This window comes from Streptomyces sp. NPDC001709, assembly GCF_053596375.1.
Window position 1 is genome coordinate 114,176 of sequence record NZ_JBSFGB010000023.1, and the last position, 19,827, is coordinate 134,002.

At 73.0% G+C, this 19,827-nt stretch carries 20 protein-coding genes and 1 pseudogene; 9 read left to right on the forward strand and 12 right to left on the reverse strand.

Annotated features, from left to right (window positions below; all coding sequences use genetic code 11):
• Positions 1–138 precede the first annotated feature (138 nt).
• The 3 genes from ACWC0C_RS30040 to ACWC0C_RS30050 all read left to right on the forward strand — a co-directional run bounded on the left by ACWC0C_RS30040 (position 139) and on the right by ACWC0C_RS30050 (position 3,073).
• Positions 139–1,485, forward strand: coding sequence for a hypothetical protein (locus tag ACWC0C_RS30040; RefSeq protein ID WP_450867148.1), 1,347 nt, complete (start codon positions 139–141; stop codon positions 1,483–1,485).
• 173 nt (positions 1,486–1,658) lie between these two features.
• Positions 1,659–2,084 (forward strand): DUF7144 family membrane protein, encoded by a 426-nt coding sequence (locus ACWC0C_RS30045; protein WP_449201183.1) that lies wholly within the window; start codon positions 1,659–1,661, stop codon positions 2,082–2,084.
• Between the two features lie 14 nt (positions 2,085–2,098).
• Entirely contained in the window at positions 2,099–3,073 is a 975-nt protein-coding gene (locus tag ACWC0C_RS30050) for a magnesium transporter CorA family protein (protein ID WP_449201182.1), read from the forward strand.
• Positions 3,074–3,198: 125 nt separating this feature from the next.
• Here ACWC0C_RS30050 and ACWC0C_RS30055 read toward each other — a convergent pair whose 3' ends face one another.
• Positions 3,199–3,912 (reverse strand): VC0807 family protein, encoded by a 714-nt coding sequence (locus ACWC0C_RS30055; RefSeq protein WP_449201181.1) that lies wholly within the window; start codon positions 3,910–3,912, stop codon positions 3,199–3,201.
• Positions 3,913–4,091: 179 nt separating this feature from the next.
• Entirely contained in the window at positions 4,092–4,688 is a 597-nt protein-coding gene (locus ACWC0C_RS30060) for a TetR/AcrR family transcriptional regulator (RefSeq protein ID WP_450867150.1), read from the reverse strand.
• 102 nt (positions 4,689–4,790) lie between these two features.
• Here ACWC0C_RS30060 and ACWC0C_RS30065 point away from each other — a divergent pair, with 102 nt between their 5' ends.
• Positions 4,791–5,669 (forward strand): NAD(P)-dependent oxidoreductase, encoded by an 879-nt coding sequence (locus ACWC0C_RS30065; protein WP_450867152.1) that lies wholly within the window; start codon positions 4,791–4,793, stop codon positions 5,667–5,669.
• A gap of 18 nt (positions 5,670–5,687) precedes the next feature.
• Here ACWC0C_RS30065 and ACWC0C_RS30070 read toward each other — a convergent pair whose 3' ends face one another.
• The gene (locus tag ACWC0C_RS30070) at positions 5,688–6,137 is read right to left on the reverse strand and encodes a PPOX class F420-dependent oxidoreductase (protein WP_450867154.1); all 450 of its coding nucleotides are present in this window, start codon (positions 6,135–6,137) and stop codon (positions 5,688–5,690) included.
• A gap of 90 nt (positions 6,138–6,227) precedes the next feature.
• Between ACWC0C_RS30070 and ACWC0C_RS30075 the strand changes: the two genes are divergently transcribed.
• The 3 genes from ACWC0C_RS30075 to ACWC0C_RS30085 are packed head-to-tail and all read left to right on the forward strand — an operon-like array spanning position 6,228 to position 9,434.
• Positions 6,228–6,809, forward strand: a complete 582-nt coding sequence (locus tag ACWC0C_RS30075; protein WP_450867156.1) for a TetR/AcrR family transcriptional regulator — start codon at positions 6,228–6,230, stop codon at positions 6,807–6,809.
• Positions 6,806–8,182, forward strand: a complete 1,377-nt coding sequence (locus tag ACWC0C_RS30080) for an MFS transporter (protein WP_450867158.1) — start codon at positions 6,806–6,808, stop codon at positions 8,180–8,182. Before ACWC0C_RS30075 ends, ACWC0C_RS30080 begins: the two co-directional genes overlap by 4 nt.
• Positions 8,183–8,210: 28 nt before the next feature.
• Complete coding sequence (locus tag ACWC0C_RS30085) at positions 8,211–9,434, forward strand: serine hydrolase domain-containing protein (RefSeq protein ID WP_450867159.1); 1,224 nt, start codon at positions 8,211–8,213, stop codon at positions 9,432–9,434.
• Between the two features lie 60 nt (positions 9,435–9,494).
• On the opposite strand, the gene ribA is transcribed toward ACWC0C_RS30085, so the two are convergent.
• On the reverse strand, positions 9,495–10,166 hold the full coding sequence (ribA, locus tag ACWC0C_RS30090) for a GTP cyclohydrolase II (RefSeq protein WP_449201175.1): 672 nt from the start codon (positions 10,164–10,166) through the stop codon (positions 9,495–9,497).
• Between the two features lie 38 nt (positions 10,167–10,204).
• On the opposite strand from ribA, the gene ACWC0C_RS30095 reads away from it, so the two are divergent.
• Complete coding sequence (locus ACWC0C_RS30095) at positions 10,205–10,990, forward strand: creatininase family protein (protein WP_450867161.1); 786 nt, start codon at positions 10,205–10,207, stop codon at positions 10,988–10,990.
• Between the two features lie 110 nt (positions 10,991–11,100).
• Here ACWC0C_RS30095 and ACWC0C_RS30100 read toward each other — a convergent pair.
• From ACWC0C_RS30100 to ACWC0C_RS30120, 5 genes and pseudogenes are all read right to left on the reverse strand, one after another.
• Positions 11,101–12,186 (reverse strand): annotated as a pseudogene (locus ACWC0C_RS30100) (lysylphosphatidylglycerol synthase transmembrane domain-containing protein); the annotation flags it as partial.
• Complete coding sequence (locus ACWC0C_RS30105) at positions 12,183–13,316, reverse strand: class I SAM-dependent methyltransferase (protein WP_450867162.1); 1,134 nt, start codon at positions 13,314–13,316, stop codon at positions 12,183–12,185. The gene ACWC0C_RS30105 and the pseudogene ACWC0C_RS30100, both read right to left, overlap by 4 nt.
• The gene (locus ACWC0C_RS30110; protein WP_450867164.1) at positions 13,313–14,503 is read right to left on the reverse strand and encodes a glycosyltransferase family 4 protein; all 1,191 of its coding nucleotides are present in this window, start codon (positions 14,501–14,503) and stop codon (positions 13,313–13,315) included. The genes ACWC0C_RS30105 and ACWC0C_RS30110 overlap by 4 nt, the downstream gene beginning before the upstream one ends.
• The gene (locus ACWC0C_RS30115; protein WP_450867165.1) at positions 14,500–14,898 is read right to left on the reverse strand and encodes a 6-pyruvoyl trahydropterin synthase family protein; all 399 of its coding nucleotides are present in this window, start codon (positions 14,896–14,898) and stop codon (positions 14,500–14,502) included. Before ACWC0C_RS30115 ends, ACWC0C_RS30110 begins: the two co-directional genes overlap by 4 nt.
• Positions 14,899–15,010: 112 nt before the next feature.
• The gene (locus tag ACWC0C_RS30120; protein WP_450867167.1) at positions 15,011–16,000 is read right to left on the reverse strand and encodes a dehydrogenase; all 990 of its coding nucleotides are present in this window, start codon (positions 15,998–16,000) and stop codon (positions 15,011–15,013) included.
• A 107-nt stretch (positions 16,001–16,107) separates the two neighbouring features.
• Here ACWC0C_RS30120 and ACWC0C_RS30125 point away from each other — a divergent pair, with 107 nt between their 5' ends.
• A complete protein-coding gene (locus ACWC0C_RS30125) occupies positions 16,108–16,869 on the forward strand; it encodes a CDP-alcohol phosphatidyltransferase family protein (protein ID WP_449201169.1) in 762 nt (253 codons plus the stop codon).
• An 83-nt stretch (positions 16,870–16,952) separates the two neighbouring features.
• Here the strand turns inward: ACWC0C_RS30125 and ACWC0C_RS30130 are convergent, their stop codons facing one another.
• From ACWC0C_RS30130 to ACWC0C_RS30140, 3 genes are all read right to left on the reverse strand, one after another.
• A complete protein-coding gene (locus tag ACWC0C_RS30130) occupies positions 16,953–17,663 on the reverse strand; it encodes a YcnI family protein (protein ID WP_450867168.1) in 711 nt (236 codons plus the stop codon).
• 39 nt (positions 17,664–17,702) lie between these two features.
• Complete coding sequence (locus ACWC0C_RS30135; RefSeq protein ID WP_450867170.1) at positions 17,703–18,296, reverse strand: hypothetical protein; 594 nt, start codon at positions 18,294–18,296, stop codon at positions 17,703–17,705.
• A gap of 165 nt (positions 18,297–18,461) precedes the next feature.
• Positions 18,462–19,826 (reverse strand): GH1 family beta-glucosidase, encoded by a 1,365-nt coding sequence (locus tag ACWC0C_RS30140; protein ID WP_450867172.1) that lies wholly within the window; start codon positions 19,824–19,826, stop codon positions 18,462–18,464.
• Position 19,827: the final 1 nt, after the last annotated feature.

Genomic DNA, 19,827 nt, shown 5'->3' on the forward strand with positions numbered 1-19,827 from the left:
TCGGTACCCACCTCACCGCCCCGGCCCTCCGTACGGATCACCCGCCAGGGGTGACGCCCACGGCGACCGGCCGGCGGGACGCTGGACCGGTGCGGTCCCCGTTCTGCCGCCGACGACACTCCCGCCCGAGGAGGAGCCATGGCTTCCGGCACCGCCCCCGGCCCCTCCGGTCCGGGCTCGCCCCCACCGGCCGGTCACGTCCTCACCGCCGAGGAACACGCGGAGTACCTGCGGCTCCGCCGTGCCGCGCGGCTGCGCCACCGGCGCCTGCGCCATCTGGCCGCGTCGGTTCTCCTGGTGCTGACGCTCGTGCTCGCTCCGCCGGCCGTCGTCGCGGTCTGGGTTCACGACACGGTCGCCGACAACGACCGGTACGTGCAGACCGTGGCACCGCTCGCCTCGGCACCGGCCGTCCAGAACGCCCTCGTGAACCGGTTGACGAATCGCGTGGTGGCCCAGGTCGATGTCCAGGCCGTGACGGCCTCGCTCAGCAAGGTGCTCGCGGACAACGGCGCGCCGCCCCGTGTGGTCGACGCCTCCCAGGCGCTGACCGGCCCCCTGCGCGCCGCCCTGCAGACGGTCGTGCACCGCACCATCGACCGCGTGGTGACCAGCGACGTCTTCCGGCAGACATGGGTGGCGGCCAACCGGCGGGCACAGTCCTCGGTGGTGGGCATGCTCACCGGAGAAGGGCAGGGAGCGCTCAAGGCCCAGGGCGACACCGTCCAGCTCGACATCGGAGTGGTCATCGACCAGGTGAAGAAGCGCCTTGTCGACGCCGGCTTCAAGCGGGCCTCCGCCATCCCGCAGATCGACCGCTCGGTCACCCTGTTCCGCACCGACAAGCTGCGCAAGGCCCAGAACGCGATGCGGCTGCTCGACGTCCTCGGCAACTGGATGCCCGTACTGACCCTCGCCGCGGCCGCCGCGGCCGTGTGGGCCGCTCCGGGACACCGGCTGATGCTGATGGTGGCGTCCCTGGGCATCGGCGCCATGATGATCGTGCTGCTCGTGGCCCTGGTCGTCGTACGGCGTGTCTACCTCGACTCGGTCCCCCCGACCACGTTGCCACCCGATGCCGCGGCAGTGATCTTCGACGCCTTTGTCCGTTTCCTGCGTGACAGTGTCCGCACCCTGCTCGTCGTCTCCCTGATCACGGCGCTGTCGGCCTTCCTGTACGGGCCGAGCCGAGTGGCCCGGGCCGTGCGGTCCGCGGCGCAGAAGGGCGCCACCGCGGCGGGGCGGAAACTGAGCCGCGCCGGTGTACACACCGGCTACTTCGGACAGTGGCTGGCCGTCCATCGGTCGTGGACCACCGGTGTCGTCATCGGGGCCGGTGTCCTGTCCCTCGTGCTGTGGAACCACCCGACGGTCGGTGTGGTGGCGGTCGTTCTGCTGCTGGTCGTGGCCGTGCTCGCCGTCACGGCGGTCCTGGCCGCCGCGACGGGGCCGAGGCCCGAGGGGGCGGATCCGTCGTTCCCGTGAGGGCCGTTCACCCGCCCCGGGTGAGGTGGCCGCACTCCCGGCCCGCGCACGCTGGGAACCGGACGGAACGGCTAGCGGCTTGCAGGCGATCCGGAAGAGCGGGACGAACCACGTGATCCACAGGGATGACATCTCCGCCGGTAGGTCGCACAGCACAGAAACGAGGTCGCACGATGACCGTCACACCCACCGCAACCACACCCGCCGCCAGGCAGCAATGGGCGACCGGCCTGACCGCCTTCGGCGCGGTCATGCTCATGCTCGTCGGGATGCTGGACGTCTTCCGCGGCATCATGGCGATCGCGCACGACGACGTGTTCCTCATCACACGCGGCTATGTGTTCCGGTTCGACCTCACCGGCTGGGGCTGGGTCCATCTGGCCCTGGGCGTGGTCGCACTGCTCGTGGCCTTCGGCCTCTTCCGGGGCGCCTTGTGGGCGCGCGTCTGCGGAGTGGCCATCGCCTCGCTGATCATCATCGCCAGCTTCCTCTCCCTGCCGTACCACCCGGTCTGGTCGATCGTGCTGATCGCGTTCTCCGGATTCATCATCTGGGCCCTGTGTGTGGAGCGGGACGAGGCTTCCGGCCGGTTCGGCTGAAGAAGTCGCGGGTGATGATCGTAACGATGGTGTCGTTGCCGGAGGGGGTCACGACCTGTGTCTCCGTGTCGGAGGCGCGTCAGCGGCTCGCCAGGGACCGTTTTGTGCTCCTCGATGTCGAACTGCCGGAGGAGGCGGGCCCGGCGGACGAGCCGCTGGCCCGCCGGCTCGGGCTGGACGCCGAGGAGCTGGCCTGGTTCGGCGAGCAGGGTGAGGCGGCGCGGGCGGAGTTCCTGGGCGACGTCGCCGGCTTCGTCGTGCCGCTGGTCCATGGCGGGCGGGTCGCCCATGTGCACGCCCTGGCCGGCGAGCGCTTCCTGGTGACCGCCCACCGGGGCCGGGCCGTCCTGGCGGCGGACATCACGACGCACCTGCGGCGGGAGAGGCCCCACGACGCCGTGGCCACGCTGTTCCTGCTGCTCCAGGAGGCGCTGGCGACGTTTCGCCGCGCCACGGTGCATGCGCTGCTCCAGGTGGAGGAGCTGGAGGACGACATGTTCGAGGAGCGGCGACCCGAGCAGATCTACCGGCTGTCCCAGCTGCGCCGCCGTGCCGCCCTGCTGCACCACTCGTTGCTGCCCTACCTCCAGGTGGTCGAAGACATGATCACCCGCAGGATGATGAGCCGCGACTTTCCGGTGGAACGGCAGCGGCTCGCCCAGGAGTTCCAGCGCGCGGCGCGGCTGGTCCTCGCGGACACCGAGTCCCTCCAGGAGGCCGCCCGCCGGGCCTTCGCCAGCTACGGCTCCCTGGTCGCCGGCGAACAGAACAGCGTGATCAACCGGTTGACCATCGTGTCGGTGATCTTCCTGCCGCTGTCGTTCCTGACCGGCTTCTTCGGTATGAACTTCACCTTCCTGACCGACGAGTTGGAGAGCAGGGCGGTCTTCTGGCTGCTCGCCGTGGGACTTCAGGCGGTCGTCCTGATCGTCGCCTTCTTCGTGCTGCACCGCACCCGCGTCTGGCGGAGACTCCGGGACGAGGACTAGGGCCTGTCCGGCGGATCAGGCCGCAGGAAAGTGACGGCGCCTCATCAGCGCAGGTGAGCGGGGGCTGGTGCGTGCAGATGGGCGTGCCAGCCCCCGCGTCTGCGACAGCATCCGCCGGACACGCCCTAGGCGGCAGTCGCGGCGGCGCGCTCCTCGCCTCGGCGCCGGGCCCGCTTGCCGTACATGACCGTCCACAGGATGAGGCTGCCGAGCACGCCGTAGATCAGGATCGGGCTCAGGGTCACCATGGTGTCGGAGCTCAGCACGGAGGCCAGCGCAATGCGGAGCACCGCCTCCAGGCAGTAGGCCACGCCCCAGACCACCGTCATCGTCCGCATGGTCGTGCGGAATCCTTCGAACTGCCACAGGCCGTTCCACCAGGCGGTGCTCGCGGCGGTGCCGTCGGTGGCGAACTTGCGGCCGAAATAGAACATCAGCGGTCGCGGGGCCGGCAGCGTCGCCAGGCACAGCAGTCCGAACAGGCCGGTGATGGCCGAGTCCTTGACCAGCAGGGCCCGGGCCGAGTGGGGGCCGATGAGCGACACCACAGCCGTGATCACCAGGAACACCAAGGTCACCACGGCGAACTCGTCGAGGCGACGCCTCCACGCGAGGTGCAGGGCGCTGTCGAGCACCGGCCAGGCGCCGCTCGCCAGCAGCGCGGCGAACTCGCTCCACCCCTGGTCGCGCAGGGCGTTGTACGTGAAGATCGGGGCTGCCACGTTGAGCCCGATGGTGAGGACCCAGCCGCTGATGGCGCTGCCCCGGGACCGGGCGGGCGGTAGCGGGCGCTCCTCGGCTTCAGCCGCGCGCACGTCCGGCGTACTTGGCGTGCTCATGGCATGCTGGGCAGACATGGTTCCCCCTGGAATTCCTGCTGACGAAAGTGGTCGGGAAAGATGAAGCAGGCGTGCGGCAGGGAGACGGGCCACAGGCCACTCGTCAGATCACCGCGCCCCCGCAGGGCGTGATCATTCACGACCAAGATCCGTTTTGGCAAGAGACGCGTGGATCGGCCCTACAGGGCAGGGGGCACCGCCGCGTCGAGCAGCGGCCCGAGTTCGCGCACGGCCGTGGTCAGGGGCCGTACGTCTCGTTCGGCACGGGCCATCAGGATCGCGCCCTCCAGGGCGCTGATCATCAGCGTGGCCAGGGAATCCGCCCGGGCCGCCGGCACCCCCATGCCGGTCAGGGCCTCGGCGAGCGGGCTCCGCCAGGCGGTGAACGCGGCGGCCACGGCCTCCCGGGCCGAACCGCCGGCGGAGGAACAGTCGACGACGGCGGCGGCGACCGGGCAACCGGTCGCGAAGCCGTCGGCCGCGTACTCGTCGGTCCACTGCGCGACCATCGCCGCGAACAGACCGCTCGGCGTCGGTTCCTCCAGCCCCGCGAGAAAGCGCGCGATCCGCCTGCCCGCATACCGTCCGGCCCAGCCGACCGCCTCGTTGACCAGCTGTTCCTTCCCGCCCGGGAAGTAGTGCTGGAGCGAGCCGCGCGGCGCGCCGGCGTGGGCGGCGACCTCGCGCATACCGGTCGCGCCGACGCCGTCGCGCCGGATGAGCTGGGCCGCGCTGAAGACCATCCGCTCCCGCGGCCCCCGTCGCGCCTCGCTCATCACCGGCCTCCGATCCTCGCCGCCCCCACTCTATGACCGGCGTCATAACGACCGCTACTATGACAGCGGTCATAGTCGGCTCCCGGAGCGAAGGGCGGCCCCGTGAACGTCGGTTTCATCGGTCTCGGAGTGATGGGCCGGCCCATGGCACAGCGCCTGGTGTCCGCCGGCACCCCCCTGGTGGTCTGGAACCGCACCCCGGAACGCGCCGCACCCCTGCGCGCAGCCGGGGCCACGGTCGCCGAGGACGCCGACGAGGTGTTCGCGCGGTCGGACGTCGTGCTGCTGATGCTCGCCGACGAGGCCGCGGTCGACGCCGTCCTCGGTCGCGGCACACCGTCACTCACGGCACGGGTCGCGGGACGCACCGTGGTCCACATGGGCACCACCTCCCCCGAGTACTCCCACGCCCTGGAGACCGACATCCGGGCCGCCGGCGGCCGTTACGTCGAGGCGCCCGTCTCCGGATCGCGGGTCCCGGCGGAGGGGGGCGAGCTGGTGGCGATGCTCGCCGGGGAAAAGGACGCCGTGGACACCGTACGGCCGCTGCTCGCGCCGCTGTGCCGGGAGACGTTCGCGTGCGGGCCGGTGCCCAGCGCCCTGCTGATGAAGCTGTCGGTGAACCTCTTCCTGATCACGCTGGTGACCGGGCTGACCGAGGCGTTCCACTTCGCCGAGCGGCAGGGCCTGGACCGGCGGCTGTTCCTGGACGTCCTCGATGCGGGGCCCATGGCCAGCGGCGTCTCCCGGATGAAGGCACCGAAGCTGTTCGACCGGGACTTCGCGGTGCAGGCGGCCGCGCTGGACGTCCTGAAGAACAACCGCCTGATCGCCGAGGCGGCCCGCACGGCACGGCTGGCCTCACCGCTCCTCGATGTGTGTCACACGCTGTTCGAGGAGACGGTGGCGCAGGGGTACGGCGGCGAGGACATGGTCGCCGTACTGCGCGCGATCGAGACACGGACCGCCGGGGCGTCGTAGCCGGATACCCGGGGCGGGTCAGCGCTTGGGGATGCCGTACACCCGGTCGACGTACAGCCGCACCACCAGGCGGCGGTCGCGGACCATCGCCGCCCGGTAGTCGTCCCAGTCCGGATGTTCGCCCTGAACGTCCCGGTACAGCCGGATCAGTTCCTCGACGGTGTCGTCGTGCGGGTCCTGGGCGACCGGGGAGAGTTCGGCCGTGCCCTCGGCGACGGCGAACGACCAGCGGTCGGCGCTGGTGACGTGGTAGGAGGCGCGGGGGTCGCGGCGCAGGTTGCGGGTCTTGGCGCGGTCGTCGGTGACGGAGATCCGGATGACGCGCTCGTCGGGATAGTAGGCGTGGTTGACGTTGGACAGCTGGGGGCGGCCGTCGCGTTTGAGGGTGACCAGTACGCCGGCGTCGCCTTCGGCGAGCAGGTCGAGCAGCGCGTCCTGCGAGGGGACCGGGGTGGAGTCTTCGCTCATGACACGGTCAACTCACCGGAGCGGGCGCCGCATTCCCTCACCCCGGTTAGTGGGTAGACACTGTCTACTCGCTCCTGGTAGACAGTGTCTATGACTGAGTCCGACATCGGGTTGCGAGACCGTCTGGTCGACGTGGGTGTGGAACTGCTGGCCGCCGAGGGGCCGCAGGCGCTGACCCTGCGGGAGATCGCCCGGCGGGCCGGGGTCTCGCACGGGGCGCCGCGCCGCTACTTCCCCACCCATCGGGAGCTGCTGTCGGCGATCGCCCGCCGGGGCTTCGCCGACCTGGCCGATCGGGTGCGGGACACACCCCCGCGGGGATCGGCGACACCCCGCGCCCGGCTGGCGGCGCTGGCGCGGACGTATCTGGAGTTCGCACTGGACAACCCGGGCATGTATGAGCTGATGTTCCGTCATGATCTGCTGGAGAGCGGGCACCTGGGGCTACGGGAGACGAGCCTGCCGTTGTTCGGCATGCTCGCCGGGCTGGTCGGTGAGGTCCGGCCCGAGGCCGACGCCCGGCGGGTGGCGGGGGCGTTGTGGGCGAACCTGCACGGGATCGCCCAGCTGTGGCGCTGGCGCAGTCTCCAACTCGCCCTCGGGGAGGACGACTTCGGTCCGCTGCTCGATGCGGCACTCCTGGCGCACCTGGGCCCGGAGGACGGCCGGTGAACCGGCGGTGGACGCTGGCGAGCAGTGTGGCGGGCGCGGTGGTCGTCGCACTCGACGGTACGGTCCTCACGGTCGCGCAGCCGCGCCTGCAAAGGGAGTTGGGCACGTCGTTCGCCGAGGTGCAGTGGACCAGTACGGCGTATCTCGTCGCCGTGGCGAGCCTGCTGGTGTTCGCGGGGCGGCTCGGTGACCGGTACGGGCAACGGCGGGTGTTCGCGCTCGGCCTGCTGGGGTTCGGGGCGGTGTCAGCGGGGATCGGTGTCGCGCCCGGCGTGGGCTGGGTGATCGGACTGCGGGCGGCGCAGGGGGTGTTCGGGGCCCTGTTGCAGCCGGCCACGCTGGGCATGCTGCGGGTCGCGTTCCCGCCGGACCGGCTGGCCGCGCCCCTCGCCGTACGGACGGCCGCGATCGGGCTGGCGGCGGCAGCGGGGCCGCTGGTGGGCGGGGCGCTGGTGACCTCTTTCGGCTGGCGGGCGGTGTTCTTCGTCAATGTGCTGCCCGCGCTGGCCTTCGGCCTGCCGGCTCTGCTGCGGCCCGAGCCGCGCCCTGCGGGCTCCCGGCCGCCGCTCGATGTGCCGGGTGCCGTGCTGCTCGCGGTGACCCTGTCCTGCCTGGTGCACTCGCTGACCGCGCGGCCGGTCTCCGGGACGGGGCTCGCCGTCGCCGCGGTCACCGCCGCCGTCCTCGTGCGGCACGAGCGGCGTACCGCGAGCCCGTTGCTGCCACCCTCGGTGATCGGCTCGCGGGCGGTCGGGGCGGCGCTCGGCGTGCTGGTCGCCGTGTCTGCGGCCCTGTTCGGCGCCCTGTTCGTGGCCACCTACGTACTGCAACGCCGGCTCGGCCTCGACCCGTTGCACAGCGCACTGCGCAGTCTGCCGCTGGCGGTGCTGATGGTGGCGTCCGCCGCGCTGTGCCCGGTGCTGCTGCGCAGGTTCGGGCCGCGCGGTACGACGACGGCGGCGACGGCGCTCCTGGCCCTCGGTGTCCTCGTACTGTCCGGGGCCACCTCCGCACCGGCGCTCGGCTGTGCGTTCGCCCTGCTGGGCGCCGGGTTCGGAACGGTGATGGTGGCGGCCACCCAGGTCGTCGTACGACGCGCGGAAGTGGCGGTGGCCGGAGTGGCGGGCGGGCTGCAGCAGACCGCGCTGAACGTCGGCCCGGCCGTGGGGGTGGCCGCGGCGAGCACGCTGATGGGCGCCGGCACCGGGCCGGCACTGCTCGCCCTGGCGGCCGTGGCAGCACTCGGCGTGCTCTTGGCGTGTGCGCTGCCCGCGGCCGGCGACGAGCGTGCGCCTCGCGGACCCGGCGGCGTCGCGTCGATCACACACACCCCTGATCAGCGGGTCCGGGGCGGTGCTCCTGCGCGACGATGAGGCGTACGGAGGCGACGGGAGGAGAGCGATGGCACAGCTGCGGCAGGAAGTCGACCCGGGTGAGGCGGGGCTGGACGGCAAGGCGCTGGACCGCCTGGACCAGCGGATCGCCCACTACGTCGACGAGGGGCGGCTGCCCGGCTTTCTGGTGGCCGTGTCCCGAGGCGGCCGGGTCGCCCATCTCACCACGCACGGCCGGCGCGATGTCGCGGCCGGGCTGCCGGTCGAGGCGGACACCCTGTGGCGGATCTACTCGATGACCAAGCCGGTCACCGCGGTCGCGGTGCTGCTGCTGGTGGAGGAGGGCAGGCTGTCGCTGGACGACCCGCTGGAGCGTCATCTGCCGGAGTTCGCCAACCCCCGTGTGTACGACGGCGGTCCGGACGACGAGATGCGCACCCGAGGGGCCGCCGGACCGATCCTGATCCGGCATCTGCTCACCCACACCGCGGGGCTGACGTTCGGTTTCTACCACCGGCATCCCGTCGACGCCCTCTACCGCGCGTCCCGTCTGGAGTACTCGGTGCCGCCGGGCGCCGATCTGGCGGAGACGGTCGAGGTGTACGCGCGGATGCCGCTGCAGTTCGATCCGGGCACGCAGTGGAACTACTCGGTCGCCTCGAACGTACTGGGCCGGGTGATCGAGGTGGTGTCGGGGCAGCCGCTGGACGCGTTCTTCGCCGGGCGGATCCTGGGTCCGCTCGGCATGACCGACACCGGCTTCCACATCGAGACCGAACTGGCCGGCAGGCTCGCCGAGTTGTACCGGGAGACCGACGGGGGCGGGATCGAGCCGGTGCCAGGGCTGCCCGTGCACGGCCGGCCACGGTTCCTGTCCGGCAGCGGCGGCCTGGTCTCCTGCGCGTACGACTTCCACCGGTTCATGGAGATGCTGCGCCGGGGCGGCGAACTGGACGGCGTCCGGCTGCTGTCCGCGGACACGGTCGCGCTGATGACCCGCAACCAGCTGCCCGGCGACGCGATGGTGCGCTCCTTCGGCGCCCCCGTCCACCAGGAGCCCGGCAACGACGGGCTCGGCTTCGGTTTCAACGTGTCGGTGGTGACCGACCCGTCCCGCACCCTGTCCCCGTCGAGCCTCGGCACGTACGGCTGGACCGGCGCGGCCACGACCGCGTTCTGGGTCGATCCGGCCCACGAGCTGACGGTGCAGTTCATGACGCAGGTGCGCCCGAAGACGCTGAAGATCTTCCCGGAGCTGCGGCGGCTGGTGCACGAGGCGCTGCTGGACTGACCGGCCGGGTCCCCGCCGCCCACCGCCCATGGGGCGGGGCGGCGGGCGTCGCGGCCGTCCTCAGGAGCCGTGGGCGACGGCGTCCAGGTGGGGCAGGATGTGGTCCATCCGCTCCCGCTTGGTGCGCAGGTACGTGATGTTGCTCTCGCACGGCTCGATCAGCAGCGGCACCTGCTCGGCGACCTGGATGCCGTGCCGGACCAGCGCCTCCCGCTTGCGCGGGTTGTTGGACATCAGCCGTACCGAGCGCACCCCGAGGTCACGCAGGATCTCGGCCGCGACGCCGTAGTCGCGGGCGTCGACGGGCAGGCCGAGCGCGAGGTTCGCCTCCACCGTGTCCAGGCCCTCCGCCTGCAGGGCCATCGCGCGCAGCTTGGCGAGCAGTCCGATGCCGCGGCCCTCGTGGCCCCTCAAGTAGACGACGATCCCGCTGCCTTCGGCGACGACGGCGCGCAGCGCGGACGCCAGCTGGTCGCCGCACTCGCAGTGCCGGGAGCCGAACGCGTCCCCGGTCAGGCACTCCGAGTGCAGCCGGGTGAGCACGTTCTCGGTGCCGATCTCGCCGTACACCAGGGCCACTTGCTCGTCACCGCGGTCGTGGTCCAGGTAGCCGATCGCCTGGAATTTCCCGTACACGGTGGGCAGTGGCGCATTCACGACGCGTTCCGCACCCGAACGCCGCGGGGACTTCTTGCCGAGTACGCCGAGGTTGGCGCCGGTGTTTTCTGTCATGATCTGATTCCTAAGCAGAGACGAAAGGCCGTGAAAAGATGAGTGGTTCGGGCGCGCGTACGGCGGCTGACGGGGTGGCTTACGGCAGGGCGCACGGCGTGGTGCCGACGGACACCACGGAAGACGTGCGGGCGCGGGGGGCGGGCGTTTCAGCACAGGTGGCCGTCCTTCCCGTCGGCAGTTTCGAGCAGCACGGTCCGTTCCTTCCGCTGGCGACCGACACGCTCGTCGCCTGCGCCGTGGCGCGGGAGATCGCCGCCGCGTACCCGGTGCACCTCCTCCCTCCGGTGACGGTCTCCTGCTCGCACGAGCACGCGGACTGGCCGGGGACCGTCAGCATCTCCTCCGTGACCCTCCATGCGGTGGTCCGGGACATCGCGGCGTCGCTGCGCCGCTCGGGCGTCGACGCGCTCGTCGTGGTCAACGGGCACGGCGGCAACTACGTTCTGGGCAACGTCGTACAGGAGGCGTCCGCGCGCGGTGAGCGGATGGCGCTGTTCCCGGCCGCCGAGGACTGGGAGACGGCGCGGGAGCGGGCGGGGGTGCGGACCTCGCTGCTCACCGACATGCACGCGGGGGAAATCGAGACCTCGATTCTGCTGCACGCTCATCCCGAATTCGTCCGCCCTGGTTACGAGTCCGCCGATTTCACCGCTGACGACCGTCGTCATCTGCTCACCGTGGGAATGTCCGCCTATACCGAATCGGGCGTCATCGGCCGTCCCTCCCTGGGTTCGGCGGAAAAGGGGAAGGAACTGCTGGCGAGCCTGGCGGAATCCTTCGAGCCGTATTTCGCGTTGCTCACCCCGGCGCCGGAACGCTGACGGCCGGCGGCACGCAGACCGCCGTACCAGCGCACGACGAGGACGACGGCGCCGGGCAGGCTCGCCACGAAGCTCAGCACGCCGTACACGACGGCGACGGCGACCCCGGTGCCGGCGCCGAGTCCGGCGGCGGCGAACGCCCAGGCGGTCACGCCCTCGCGGGGTCCGAAGCCGCCGACGTTCAGCGGCAGTCCCATGGCGACCAGGGCGAGGACGGCGAGCGGGACCAGCACCGCGACCGGGGCCGCGGAGCCGGCGACCCGGGCCGCCACGACGAACATCACCAGATGGCCGGCCAGGACGACCGCGGAGGACAGCGCGATGCCCGGCCCGCCCCGGCGCGACAGCAGGCCCTGGCGAGCCTCGCCCAGGGCGGTGCGCAGTCCCGCGGTACGCCGGGTGGGCGCGCGGTTCATGCGGACGGCGAGAACGACGGCGAGCGCACCGGCCAGGGCGAGCACCACGAGCGGAGCGAGGTCGCGGGCTTCGGCGCGGACCGGGGACGGCAGGGTCGGCAGCACCGCCGCGGCGAACACGGTCAGCGCGATCTGCCCGGCGACGCGTTCCAGGACGACGGTCTGCACCCCGCGCCGCAGGTCACCGGCGCTCTGCCCGTGCCGGACCGCCCGGTGCACATCGCCCAGGATCCCGCCGGGCAGCGCCGCGTTGAGGAACAGCGCCCGGTAGTAGTCGGCGACGGCGGGGCCCAGCGGCAGCCGGATGCGCAGGCCGCAGGCCACCAACTGCCAGCGCCAGGCGCTGAACACGGTGGTGACCACGCCGATGCCCAGCGCGGCCAGCACCGTCACGGTGTCGATCCGCCGCAGCCCGTCGACGAGCACGCCCGTGCCGAGCCGCCACAGCAGGAAGCCGAGGATGACGACGCCGGCGAGGGTGCCGAAGTGTGTCCGCAGTGCGCGGGGGCCGGGACGCCGGGGGGTGGGGGGCTGCGCGGGCGTGGGCGGGCCGTCCGGAAGTCCGGCGCCGGCCTCCCGGGCTGCCGCCGGCGCTGCCGCCCGCGCCGTACCCGCGCTGCGCACCCGGGCGTGAACCGTGCCGGCGCCGTACACGCACACACCTGCCGGGCCACCGTCGGGCACGCGCGCGTGCGCCGTATCGGAACCCTGTACGCGCGCGTGCGTGCCGTTTCCGCCGGCCCGCTGCTCGGACTCCGTGGCCGCCGACCGCGTGGTCATGAGGCGCCGCCCGTCGGCCGGGGCAGGGCCAGCAGGTCGCTGTGGTGGACCACGACCCGCAGCTCACCGGCCGCGCAGGCGGCGAGCCGGTCCCGCAGATAGCGCTCGGCGCGCTCGCGCAGTTCGGGCCGCTGTTCCACGGCCGCGCCCACCCAGCCGCGCAGCCACTGCTCGGTCAGCGCCGACTCCCCGGGGCCGAGCCGCCAGTGGCTCGGGTGTACGCGTACGGCGGCCCCGCGCGCGGCGAACGCCTCGCAGGCCGCGGTGACCGCGTCCGGGCCGAGGAGCCCGGCGCGCCGCTGGTGGGCGTTGAACGCGTCGGTGATCTCCGCGTCCAGCGGGTCGGCCGGGGTGAGTTCGACGCGCCCGGCGACGGACAGCGTGAGCAGCGCGGGGCAGCCGGCCCCGGCGCAGGCGTCGGCGAGGGTGCCGACATCCTCGCGGGTGAGGACGTCGAGCAGCGCGGAGGCGGTGACCAGCGAGGCGCCGGCCAGCGCGTCCGGGGTCAGCCGGGCCACGTCGCCGCGCCGGGTCTCCACGGTGACGGCGCTGCCGTCGGCGGCGGAGCGCGGGGAGCCCACGGCGGCGAAGTGCAGCAGGTAGGGGTCGCGGTCGTGCAGGACCCAGTGCTGGGGTCCGTCCAGGCGGGGCGCGAGCCAGCGGCCCATCGAGCCGGTGCCGCAGCCGAGGTCGTGCACGGCGAGTGCGCCGGTGCGGCCCGGCAGGTTCGCCAGCCGGATGCGCAACGCGTCGAGCAGTTCCTGCGCTCGGGCGGCCGCGTCGGCCGGTTCCCGCAGCCGCAGCCATTCGGGCGCGTACCGGGGCGGTTCCTCGGTCTCGTCGTCGCGCAGCCGTACGGTGGCCCGCTCGCCGGGACGGCCGACGGGCCCGGCCCCGGCGACGACCGGGGAGTCCGCGCCGGGCCCGCTGGTGCCGGTGGCGTTGCCGGAGTCCCGGGCATCGCCGGCCGCTTGGCGCGAGCCGCCTTCCCCCTCCCCCGCACGCGCTCGACCGTCCTCCCGCACCGGTTCCCCCTCACCCTCGGTCCTCCGCGCGGCCGCCGCTTCCCTCGGCCCGCCCTGGGCCGGGATCGACGCCATGGCGTTCGTCGTGGTCTCCGGCGTGGTCATGCCGCCCTCCTCGGGGCTTCGGGGAGCCGGGCGAGGACTCCGGCCAGGCTGCGGGCGGTGGTGGCCCAGCCGTCGAGCGCGGCGCGGCGGCCGCGGGCGGCGGCCTTGAGCCGGCGGCGTACGTCGGGCTCGCCGAACCAGCCGCGCAGCTCGGCGGCGAGTGCGGCGGGGTCCTCCGGCGGGACGAGGATGCCCGGCACCCCGCCGTCGGGGGCGCGGCCGACCGCCTCGGGCAGGCCGCCCACGTCGGTGGCGAGGACCGGAATGCCGCGGGCCAGGGCCTCGGTGACCGCCATGCCGTAGGTCTCGGCGTAGGAGGTGAGGACCATGAGGTCGGCGGCGGCGTAGGTGGCGTCCAGGTCGGCGCCGGAGCGCGGGCCGGTCAGGTGCAGCCGGTCGGCGAGGCCGTGCCGGGCGATCAGCCCCCGCAACCGCGCGACATACCCGGGGTCGTGGCCGAGACCGCCGACCAGTTCGCAGGTCCACGGCAAGTCCCTTACGGCCGCGAGTGCCTCGACGAGCCGGTGCTGGCCCTTGCGCGGGGTGACGGCGGCCACGCACAGCAGCCGGGAGACGCCGTCGGTGCCGGGCGCGAGCGGGGCGATGTCGGCGCCGGGCGCGGCGACGTGCACCCGTTCGGGGGCGAGTCCGTGGTGGGAGACGAGCCGCCGTACCGCCCAGTCGCTGGTGGCGACGACGGCGGGCGCGGCGCGCAGCACGGCGCGTTCGCGGGCGTCGAGGTCTGCGGCGACGGCCGGGGCGAGGCCGGTCTCGTCACCGAGCGGCAGGTGGACGAGCACGGCCAGGCGCAGGCGGTCGGCGTGCGGGGTGACGAGCTCCGGGACCGCGCAGGCGACGAGCCCGTCCAGCAGCACCACCGCGTCGTCCGGCAGGTCGCTCAGGATGCGGTCGAGGTGGTCGCGGGCGGCCTGTTCGGGGCGCGGCCAGGCGCCGGTCACGGCGTGCCGCGCGACCTGCCAGCCGAAGCCGGGCAGGTCCAGGCAGACCCGGCGGTCGTAGGCGTTGCCGCCGCTGGGCGCGGCCGGGTCGTCGACGCCGCCCGGCAGGACGAAGTGCACGGTGCGCAGGGACATGGGGGTGATTCCGGCCTTCTCGACGGCGACGACGGCTGTGGGCTGCGCCGGGACGTAGGTCAGCCGTGCCCGCTCCCTGGTCGTCCCGGTCACAGGCCACGCTCGTAACTCGCCCAGGCGATGTGCGACTCGTGCAGGGTGACGGTGATGCCCGCGAGGCCCTTGGCGCCCTCGCCGAGGGCGCCCTTGTGGATGCGTTCGGCCAGCCGGTCGGCGACGACCTTGGCGAGGAACTCGGTGGAGGTGTTGACGCCGGCGAACTCGGGCTCGTCGTCGAGGTTGCGATAGTTCAGTTCGGCGGTGATGAGGCGTAGTTCCTGCGTGGCCAGGCCGATGTCGACCACGATGTTGTCCTCGTCCAGCTGTTCGCGGCGGAAGGTGGCGTCCACGAGGAACGTGGCGCCGTGCAGTCGCTGCGCGGGCCCGAACACCTCGCCGCGGAAGCTGTGGGCGATCATGATGTGATCGCGGACGGTGATGCTGAACAACGGACGACCCTCCAGGTACGACGCGTCTGGTCCCCCTTGCCCTTACCCGGCGGGGGATGCCGTGTAGTACGGCTCTTCGCTTCCCCGCGTTCAGCCCTCTCTCACTCTTTTCTCAGGTCAGGCCCGTCTCGGCGTACCGGATCCGGTGGCACAGGGCGGGGATCTCGCCCGAGGCGAGCTTCGGCATGACGTCGGGGAGTTGCTCGAAGGCGCTCTCCCCGGTGATGAGCGCCTCCAGTGCGGGGTCGGCGAGCAGATCGAGGGCGAGCGCCATCCGGTCGGCGTACGTGCGGCCGGGGCGGGCGGCCGGGGAGACGGTGCCGACCTGGCTGCTGCGCACGGTGAGCCGACGGGAGTGGAAGGCCTCGCCGAGCGGCAGGGAGACACGCCGGTCGCCGTACCAGCTCAGTTCCACCACCGTACCCTCTGGGGCGAGGAGTTGCAGGGCGCGGGTGAGGCCGGCCTCGGTGGCGCTGGCGTGCACGACGAGGTCGCAGTCGCCGAGGGCGTCTTCGGGCGTGGCGAAGTCCACGCCGAGCGCCCCGGCAATCTTGGCGCGGGCCGGGTCGGCGTCGACGAGTTGGAGCCGGACGCCGGGGAAGCGGGCGAGCAGGGCGGCCACCGAGCAGCCGACCATGCCGCCGCCGACCACCGCGATCCGGTCGCCGATCAGCGGGGACGCGTCCCACAGGGCGTTCACGGCGGTCTCCACGGTCCCGGCGAGCACGGCCCGCGCGGCGGGTACCCGGTCGGGCACGACGGTCACGGCGTTCACCGGAACGACGTAACGGCTCTGGTGCGGATACAGGCAGAAGACCGTACGCCCGATCAGCTCAGCCGGACCCTGCTCCACCTTGCCGACGCTGAGGTAGCCGTACTTCACCGGGCCCGGGAAGTCGCCCTCCTGGAACGGCGCCCGCATCGCGGCGTGTTGGCTCTCCGGGACCCCGCCGCGGAAGACCAGCGTCTCCGTGCCGCGGCTCACCCCGGAGTACAGGGCGCGCACCAGGACCTCGTCCTCGGCGGGCTCCGCGAGGGTGATGTCGCGCAGCTCGCCGTGGCCGGGTGAGCGCAGCCAGAACGCGCGGGCCGAGCGGTTCATCGGCATCCTCCTGAACAGTAGGGAAGTTGTTCACGTACCGAGAAGTGCACAGGCCGCGCACAGTACGCGGCGTTGATCGACTCTGTCACTCGGCCGGAGGGTGTGCGGTGGCCCTGAACAACACATACGACGCGAGGCCCCAGCAGGAGACCGCTGTGGGAGCGGGCATACAGCTCCTGCTGCTGGCCCTGCTCGGCACTGCGATAGGCATGGGGCCGGCCGGCTGGCTGACGGGGCTGGCGTTCGCGTTCGCCACCTGGGCGGTCCTCGCCCGCGCCCTGCACCGCTCCTGCCTGCGCTCCTTCGGCCCCGCGAACCGGGTCACCCTCGGCCGGGCGACCCTGGTGGGCGGCGTGACCGCGCTGGTCGCGGACTCCTTCGAGAGCGCGCCGCCGGTGACCCTGCTGGTCGGGCTGACCGCGGTCGCCCTGCTCCTGGACGGCGTCGACGGCAAGGTGGCCCGCCGCACCGGTACGTCGACCGCGCTCGGCGCGCGCTTCGACATGGAGGTCGACGCGTTCCTGATCCTGGTGCTGAGCGTGTACGTCGCCACCCAGCTGGGCCCGTGGGTGCTGCTGATCGGCGGGATGCGGTACGCCTTCGTCGCGGCGGCCCGGATGGCCCCCTGGCTGAACGCCCCGCTGCCGCCGTCCTTCGCCCGCAAGACCGTCGCCGCGGTCCAGGGGATAGCCCTGCTCCTGGCGGGCGCCGAGCTGCTCCCCCGGCCGGCGAACCTCGCGATCGTGCTCCTTGCCCTCGGCTCGCTGCTGTGGTCCTTCGGCCGGGACGTGTGGTGGCTGTGGCGCACCTCGCGCATATCCGTGGAGGCGGCGGCCGGGGCGGAGCTGCTGGAGCTGGCGGCGCGCTGAGCCGGGGACGCCGGAGGCGGAGGGGGCCCGGACCGGTTCGCCGGTCCGGGCCCTTCGCCGTCGACTTCGGCGGTTACGAGCGGTTACGAGCGTGCGGCCCGGCTCCGTACGAGCGCGAACGCGGCGGCGGCGAGGCCGAGGACACCGACGACCAGCCCGGCGATGCCGAGGCCACGAGCGGTGGAGTCGCTCGTGTCGGCCGCCTTGGCCGTGGCGGCGGCGGTCCTGGCGGGCGCCGGCGCGGCGGACGCGTCACCGGCCGTCAGCTTCAGCACCGGGGCGGGGTTCTCCGGCTCGTCGCCGCCGGACGGTTCCTCGATCCAGCGGGCGACCTTGCCGTCGGAGTAGGTCTGCAGGGTCTTGAAGACCAACTGACCGGTGTCGTCCGGCAGCTGGCCGAAGGCGACGTTGAAGTCCTCGTACTGCCCGGCGCCGATCTTCCCGCCGGTGAAGGTGATCTCGGAGGCCGCCTCGGTGATGGTGCCGTCGTCGGTCTTGACCGGCGTCTTGAGCTTGGTGGTGGTGACCTTGGCGGTCCAGCCGTCCTGCGGGTGGACGAGCACGCCGAGGACGGGGTGGTCGGTGGGCAGGAAGACCTGCACCTTGGTGGTGAAGGCGCTGTCCTCCTCGTTGGGGACGCGGAAGGTCAGCACCCCGTCGGTGGCTCCCTTGGCGTAGCTCTCGGGGTGAACGGTGACGTGTGCGGACGCGGCACCCGCGGCGCACAGGACGGTGGCGGCGGCCAGGGCGGCGACGGTTCCGGCGCGGCGCGCGGTGAGACGTGATGCGGACATGGCGAATCGATCTCCGTACGGATTGTGTGTGAGGCGGGGTCAGAGCGAGTACGGGATCGGGGCAGGGGGTCCGCGTGTGCTGACCGCGTGCCGCAGCAGGGTCAGGCGGAGGAGTTCGGGCGCGGCCGGGACGCGCGGGGCGGCGCCGGCGGGGGCGGGCAGCGAGGTGTCGCGCCACCAGGCGGTGAGGCCGGGCACGAGCGTCGCGGCCCGCCGCAGCAGCGACCACAGCGCGGCCTCGCCCCGCCGCAGCCACCAGGCGGCGGCGAGCGCGGCGAGGACGTGGGCGGCGGTGGCGTGAACGGTGGTGCCCGGGTGGGCCGTCGCATGGGCGTGCATCGCGGCCATGGCGTTGTCCGGCATGGCCGGGCGCCCCGTCGCGGGGTGGGCGGCGTCGAAGCCGAGGTGCAGTCCGGCCTGGGTGAGCAGCATGGCCGCGCCGATGCCGGGCAGCGAGCGTTCCCTCTTTCCGAGTGCCCAGCCCAGCGCGAGTACGGCGAGGAATCCGGCCGCGTCGGCCCACAGCGGCGGCATGTCGCCCATGGCGAATCCGTGCCCGGCGGCGGCGAGCAGCACGCAGACCGCGGCGAACACCGCGGCACGCAGGGCTCTCACCGACGGGGACGCGCTCATGGTGAGGGATCCTCCCACGTCCGGGTGATACGCGGGGCGCCGATGTCCTGTTCAGCCGACGGGCCCGGTAGCTCAGCCGGCCGGCCGGCGCCGTGTCGTTTCTCGGCGAGGAGGTGGCCCCGACTCCAGCACGGGTCGAGTGTTGCCGTCCGCCGTACGCCCGGATCAGGCGGCCCGGCGTGCCTGGCCGCGGTGGCGGCGGACGATGTCCGCGTACCGGTGTCCGCTGCCCTTGATCGTGCGCACCTGGGTGCGGTAGTCGACGTGGACGAGGCCGAAGCGTTTGCCGTAGCCGTACGCCCACTCGAAGTTGTCCAGCAGGGACCAGGCGAAGTAGCCGGCGAGCGGGGCCCCCTTGCGGGCGGCCGAGGCGCAGGCGGCGAGATGGCCCTCCAGGTAGTCCTGGCGCTCGGGGTCGTCGACGCTGCCGTCGGGGCGGACCAGGTCGGGGAAGGCGGACCCGTTCTCGGTGACGTGGATCTTCCGGGCGCCGTACTCCTCGGTGAGCCGCAGCAGCAGGGTCTCGATGCCGCTCGCGTCGATCTCCCAGTCCATGCCGGTGCGCGGCACACCCTCCCGGCGCACCGAACGGACGTACGGCGCCGGGTCGCCGGGGGCGTCGGCGACGTACGCCGGGAAGTAGTAGTTCAGGCCGAGCCAGTCCAGCGGGGTCGCGATCGTCGCCAAGTCGCCAGCCCGGATTGGGAGTTCGACGCCGTAGGTCTCGACCATGTCGCCCGGGAAGCCGCGGCCGTGGACCGGGTCGAGCCACCAGCGGTTGACATGGCCGTCGTGGCGGCGGGCGGCCGCGATGTCCTCGGGGCGGTCGGTGGCCGGGTGCACGGTGGAGAGGTTGTTGACGATGCCGATCTCGGCGCCGGGCGCGGCGGCCCGGATCGCCTGGGTGGCGAGGCCGTGGCCGAGGAGGAGGTGGCAGGAGGCGCGCACGGCGGCGGTCAGGTCCGTCCAGCCCGGGGCCATCGTGCCCTCCAGGTGGCCGATCCAGGCCGAGCAGCTCGGCTCGTTGAGGGTGGCCCACAGCCTGACGCGGTCGCCGAGGCGGGCGGCGACGGCCGAGGCGTACTCGGCGAGCGCGAAGGCGGTATCCCGCTCGGGCCAGCCGCCGCGGTCCTGGAGCACCTGCGGCAGGTCCCAGTGGTAGAGGGTGACGGCGGGAGCGATGCCGGCCTCCAGCAGGGCGTCCACCAGCTCGTCGTAGAACGCCAGGCCCTCGGGGTTCACCGGGCCGGTCCCGCCGGGCAGGATCCGCGGCCAGGCGATCGACAACCGGTAGGCGTTGACGCCGAGTTGCCGCATCAGGCCCAGGTCCTCGCGCCAGCGGTGGTAGTGGTCGCAGGCGACGTCGCCGGTGTCGCCGTTCGCGACCTTCCCCGGGGTGTGCGAGAAGGTGTCCCAGATCGAGGGTGTACGGCCGTCCTCGGCGACGGCCCCCTCGATCTGGTACGCCGCGGTGGCCGTGCCCCACAGGAAGTCGTGCGGGAGTGCGGCGAGGTCGATGCGTTCGGACACG

What these genes read in the sequence shown, in the direction of transcription:
- ACWC0C_RS30040 (WP_450867148.1), top strand. Translation starts at nt 139, where the DNA reads ATGGCTTCCGGCACCGCCCCCGGCCCCTCCGGTCCGGGCTCGCCCCCA.
- ACWC0C_RS30045 (WP_449201183.1), top strand. Translation starts at nt 1,659, where the DNA reads ATGACCGTCACACCCACCGCAACCACACCCGCCGCCAGGCAGCAATGG.
- ACWC0C_RS30050 (WP_449201182.1), top strand. Translation starts at nt 2,099, where the DNA reads ATGATCGTAACGATGGTGTCGTTGCCGGAGGGGGTCACGACCTGTGTC.
- ACWC0C_RS30055 (WP_449201181.1), bottom strand. Translation starts at nt 3,912, where the DNA reads ATGAGCACGCCAAGTACGCCGGACGTGCGCGCGGCTGAAGCCGAGGAG.
- ACWC0C_RS30060 (WP_450867150.1), bottom strand. Translation starts at nt 4,688, where the DNA reads ATGAGCGAGGCGCGACGGGGGCCGCGGGAGCGGATGGTCTTCAGCGCG.
- ACWC0C_RS30070 (WP_450867154.1), bottom strand. Translation starts at nt 6,137, where the DNA reads ATGAGCGAAGACTCCACCCCGGTCCCCTCGCAGGACGCGCTGCTCGAC.
- ACWC0C_RS30075 (WP_450867156.1), top strand. Translation starts at nt 6,228, where the DNA reads ATGACTGAGTCCGACATCGGGTTGCGAGACCGTCTGGTCGACGTGGGT.
- ACWC0C_RS30085 (WP_450867159.1), top strand. Translation starts at nt 8,211, where the DNA reads ATGGCACAGCTGCGGCAGGAAGTCGACCCGGGTGAGGCGGGGCTGGAC.
- ribA (WP_449201175.1), bottom strand. Translation starts at nt 10,166, where the DNA reads ATGACAGAAAACACCGGCGCCAACCTCGGCGTACTCGGCAAGAAGTCC.
- ACWC0C_RS30095 (WP_450867161.1), top strand. Translation starts at nt 10,205, where the DNA reads ATGAGTGGTTCGGGCGCGCGTACGGCGGCTGACGGGGTGGCTTACGGC.
- ACWC0C_RS30105 (WP_450867162.1), bottom strand. Translation starts at nt 13,316, where the DNA reads ATGACCACGCCGGAGACCACGACGAACGCCATGGCGTCGATCCCGGCC.
- ACWC0C_RS30120 (WP_450867167.1), bottom strand. Translation starts at nt 16,000, where the DNA reads ATGAACCGCTCGGCCCGCGCGTTCTGGCTGCGCTCACCCGGCCACGGC.
- ACWC0C_RS30130 (WP_450867168.1), bottom strand. Translation starts at nt 17,663, where the DNA reads ATGTCCGCATCACGTCTCACCGCGCGCCGCGCCGGAACCGTCGCCGCC.
- ACWC0C_RS30135 (WP_450867170.1), bottom strand. Translation starts at nt 18,296, where the DNA reads ATGAGCGCGTCCCCGTCGGTGAGAGCCCTGCGTGCCGCGGTGTTCGCC.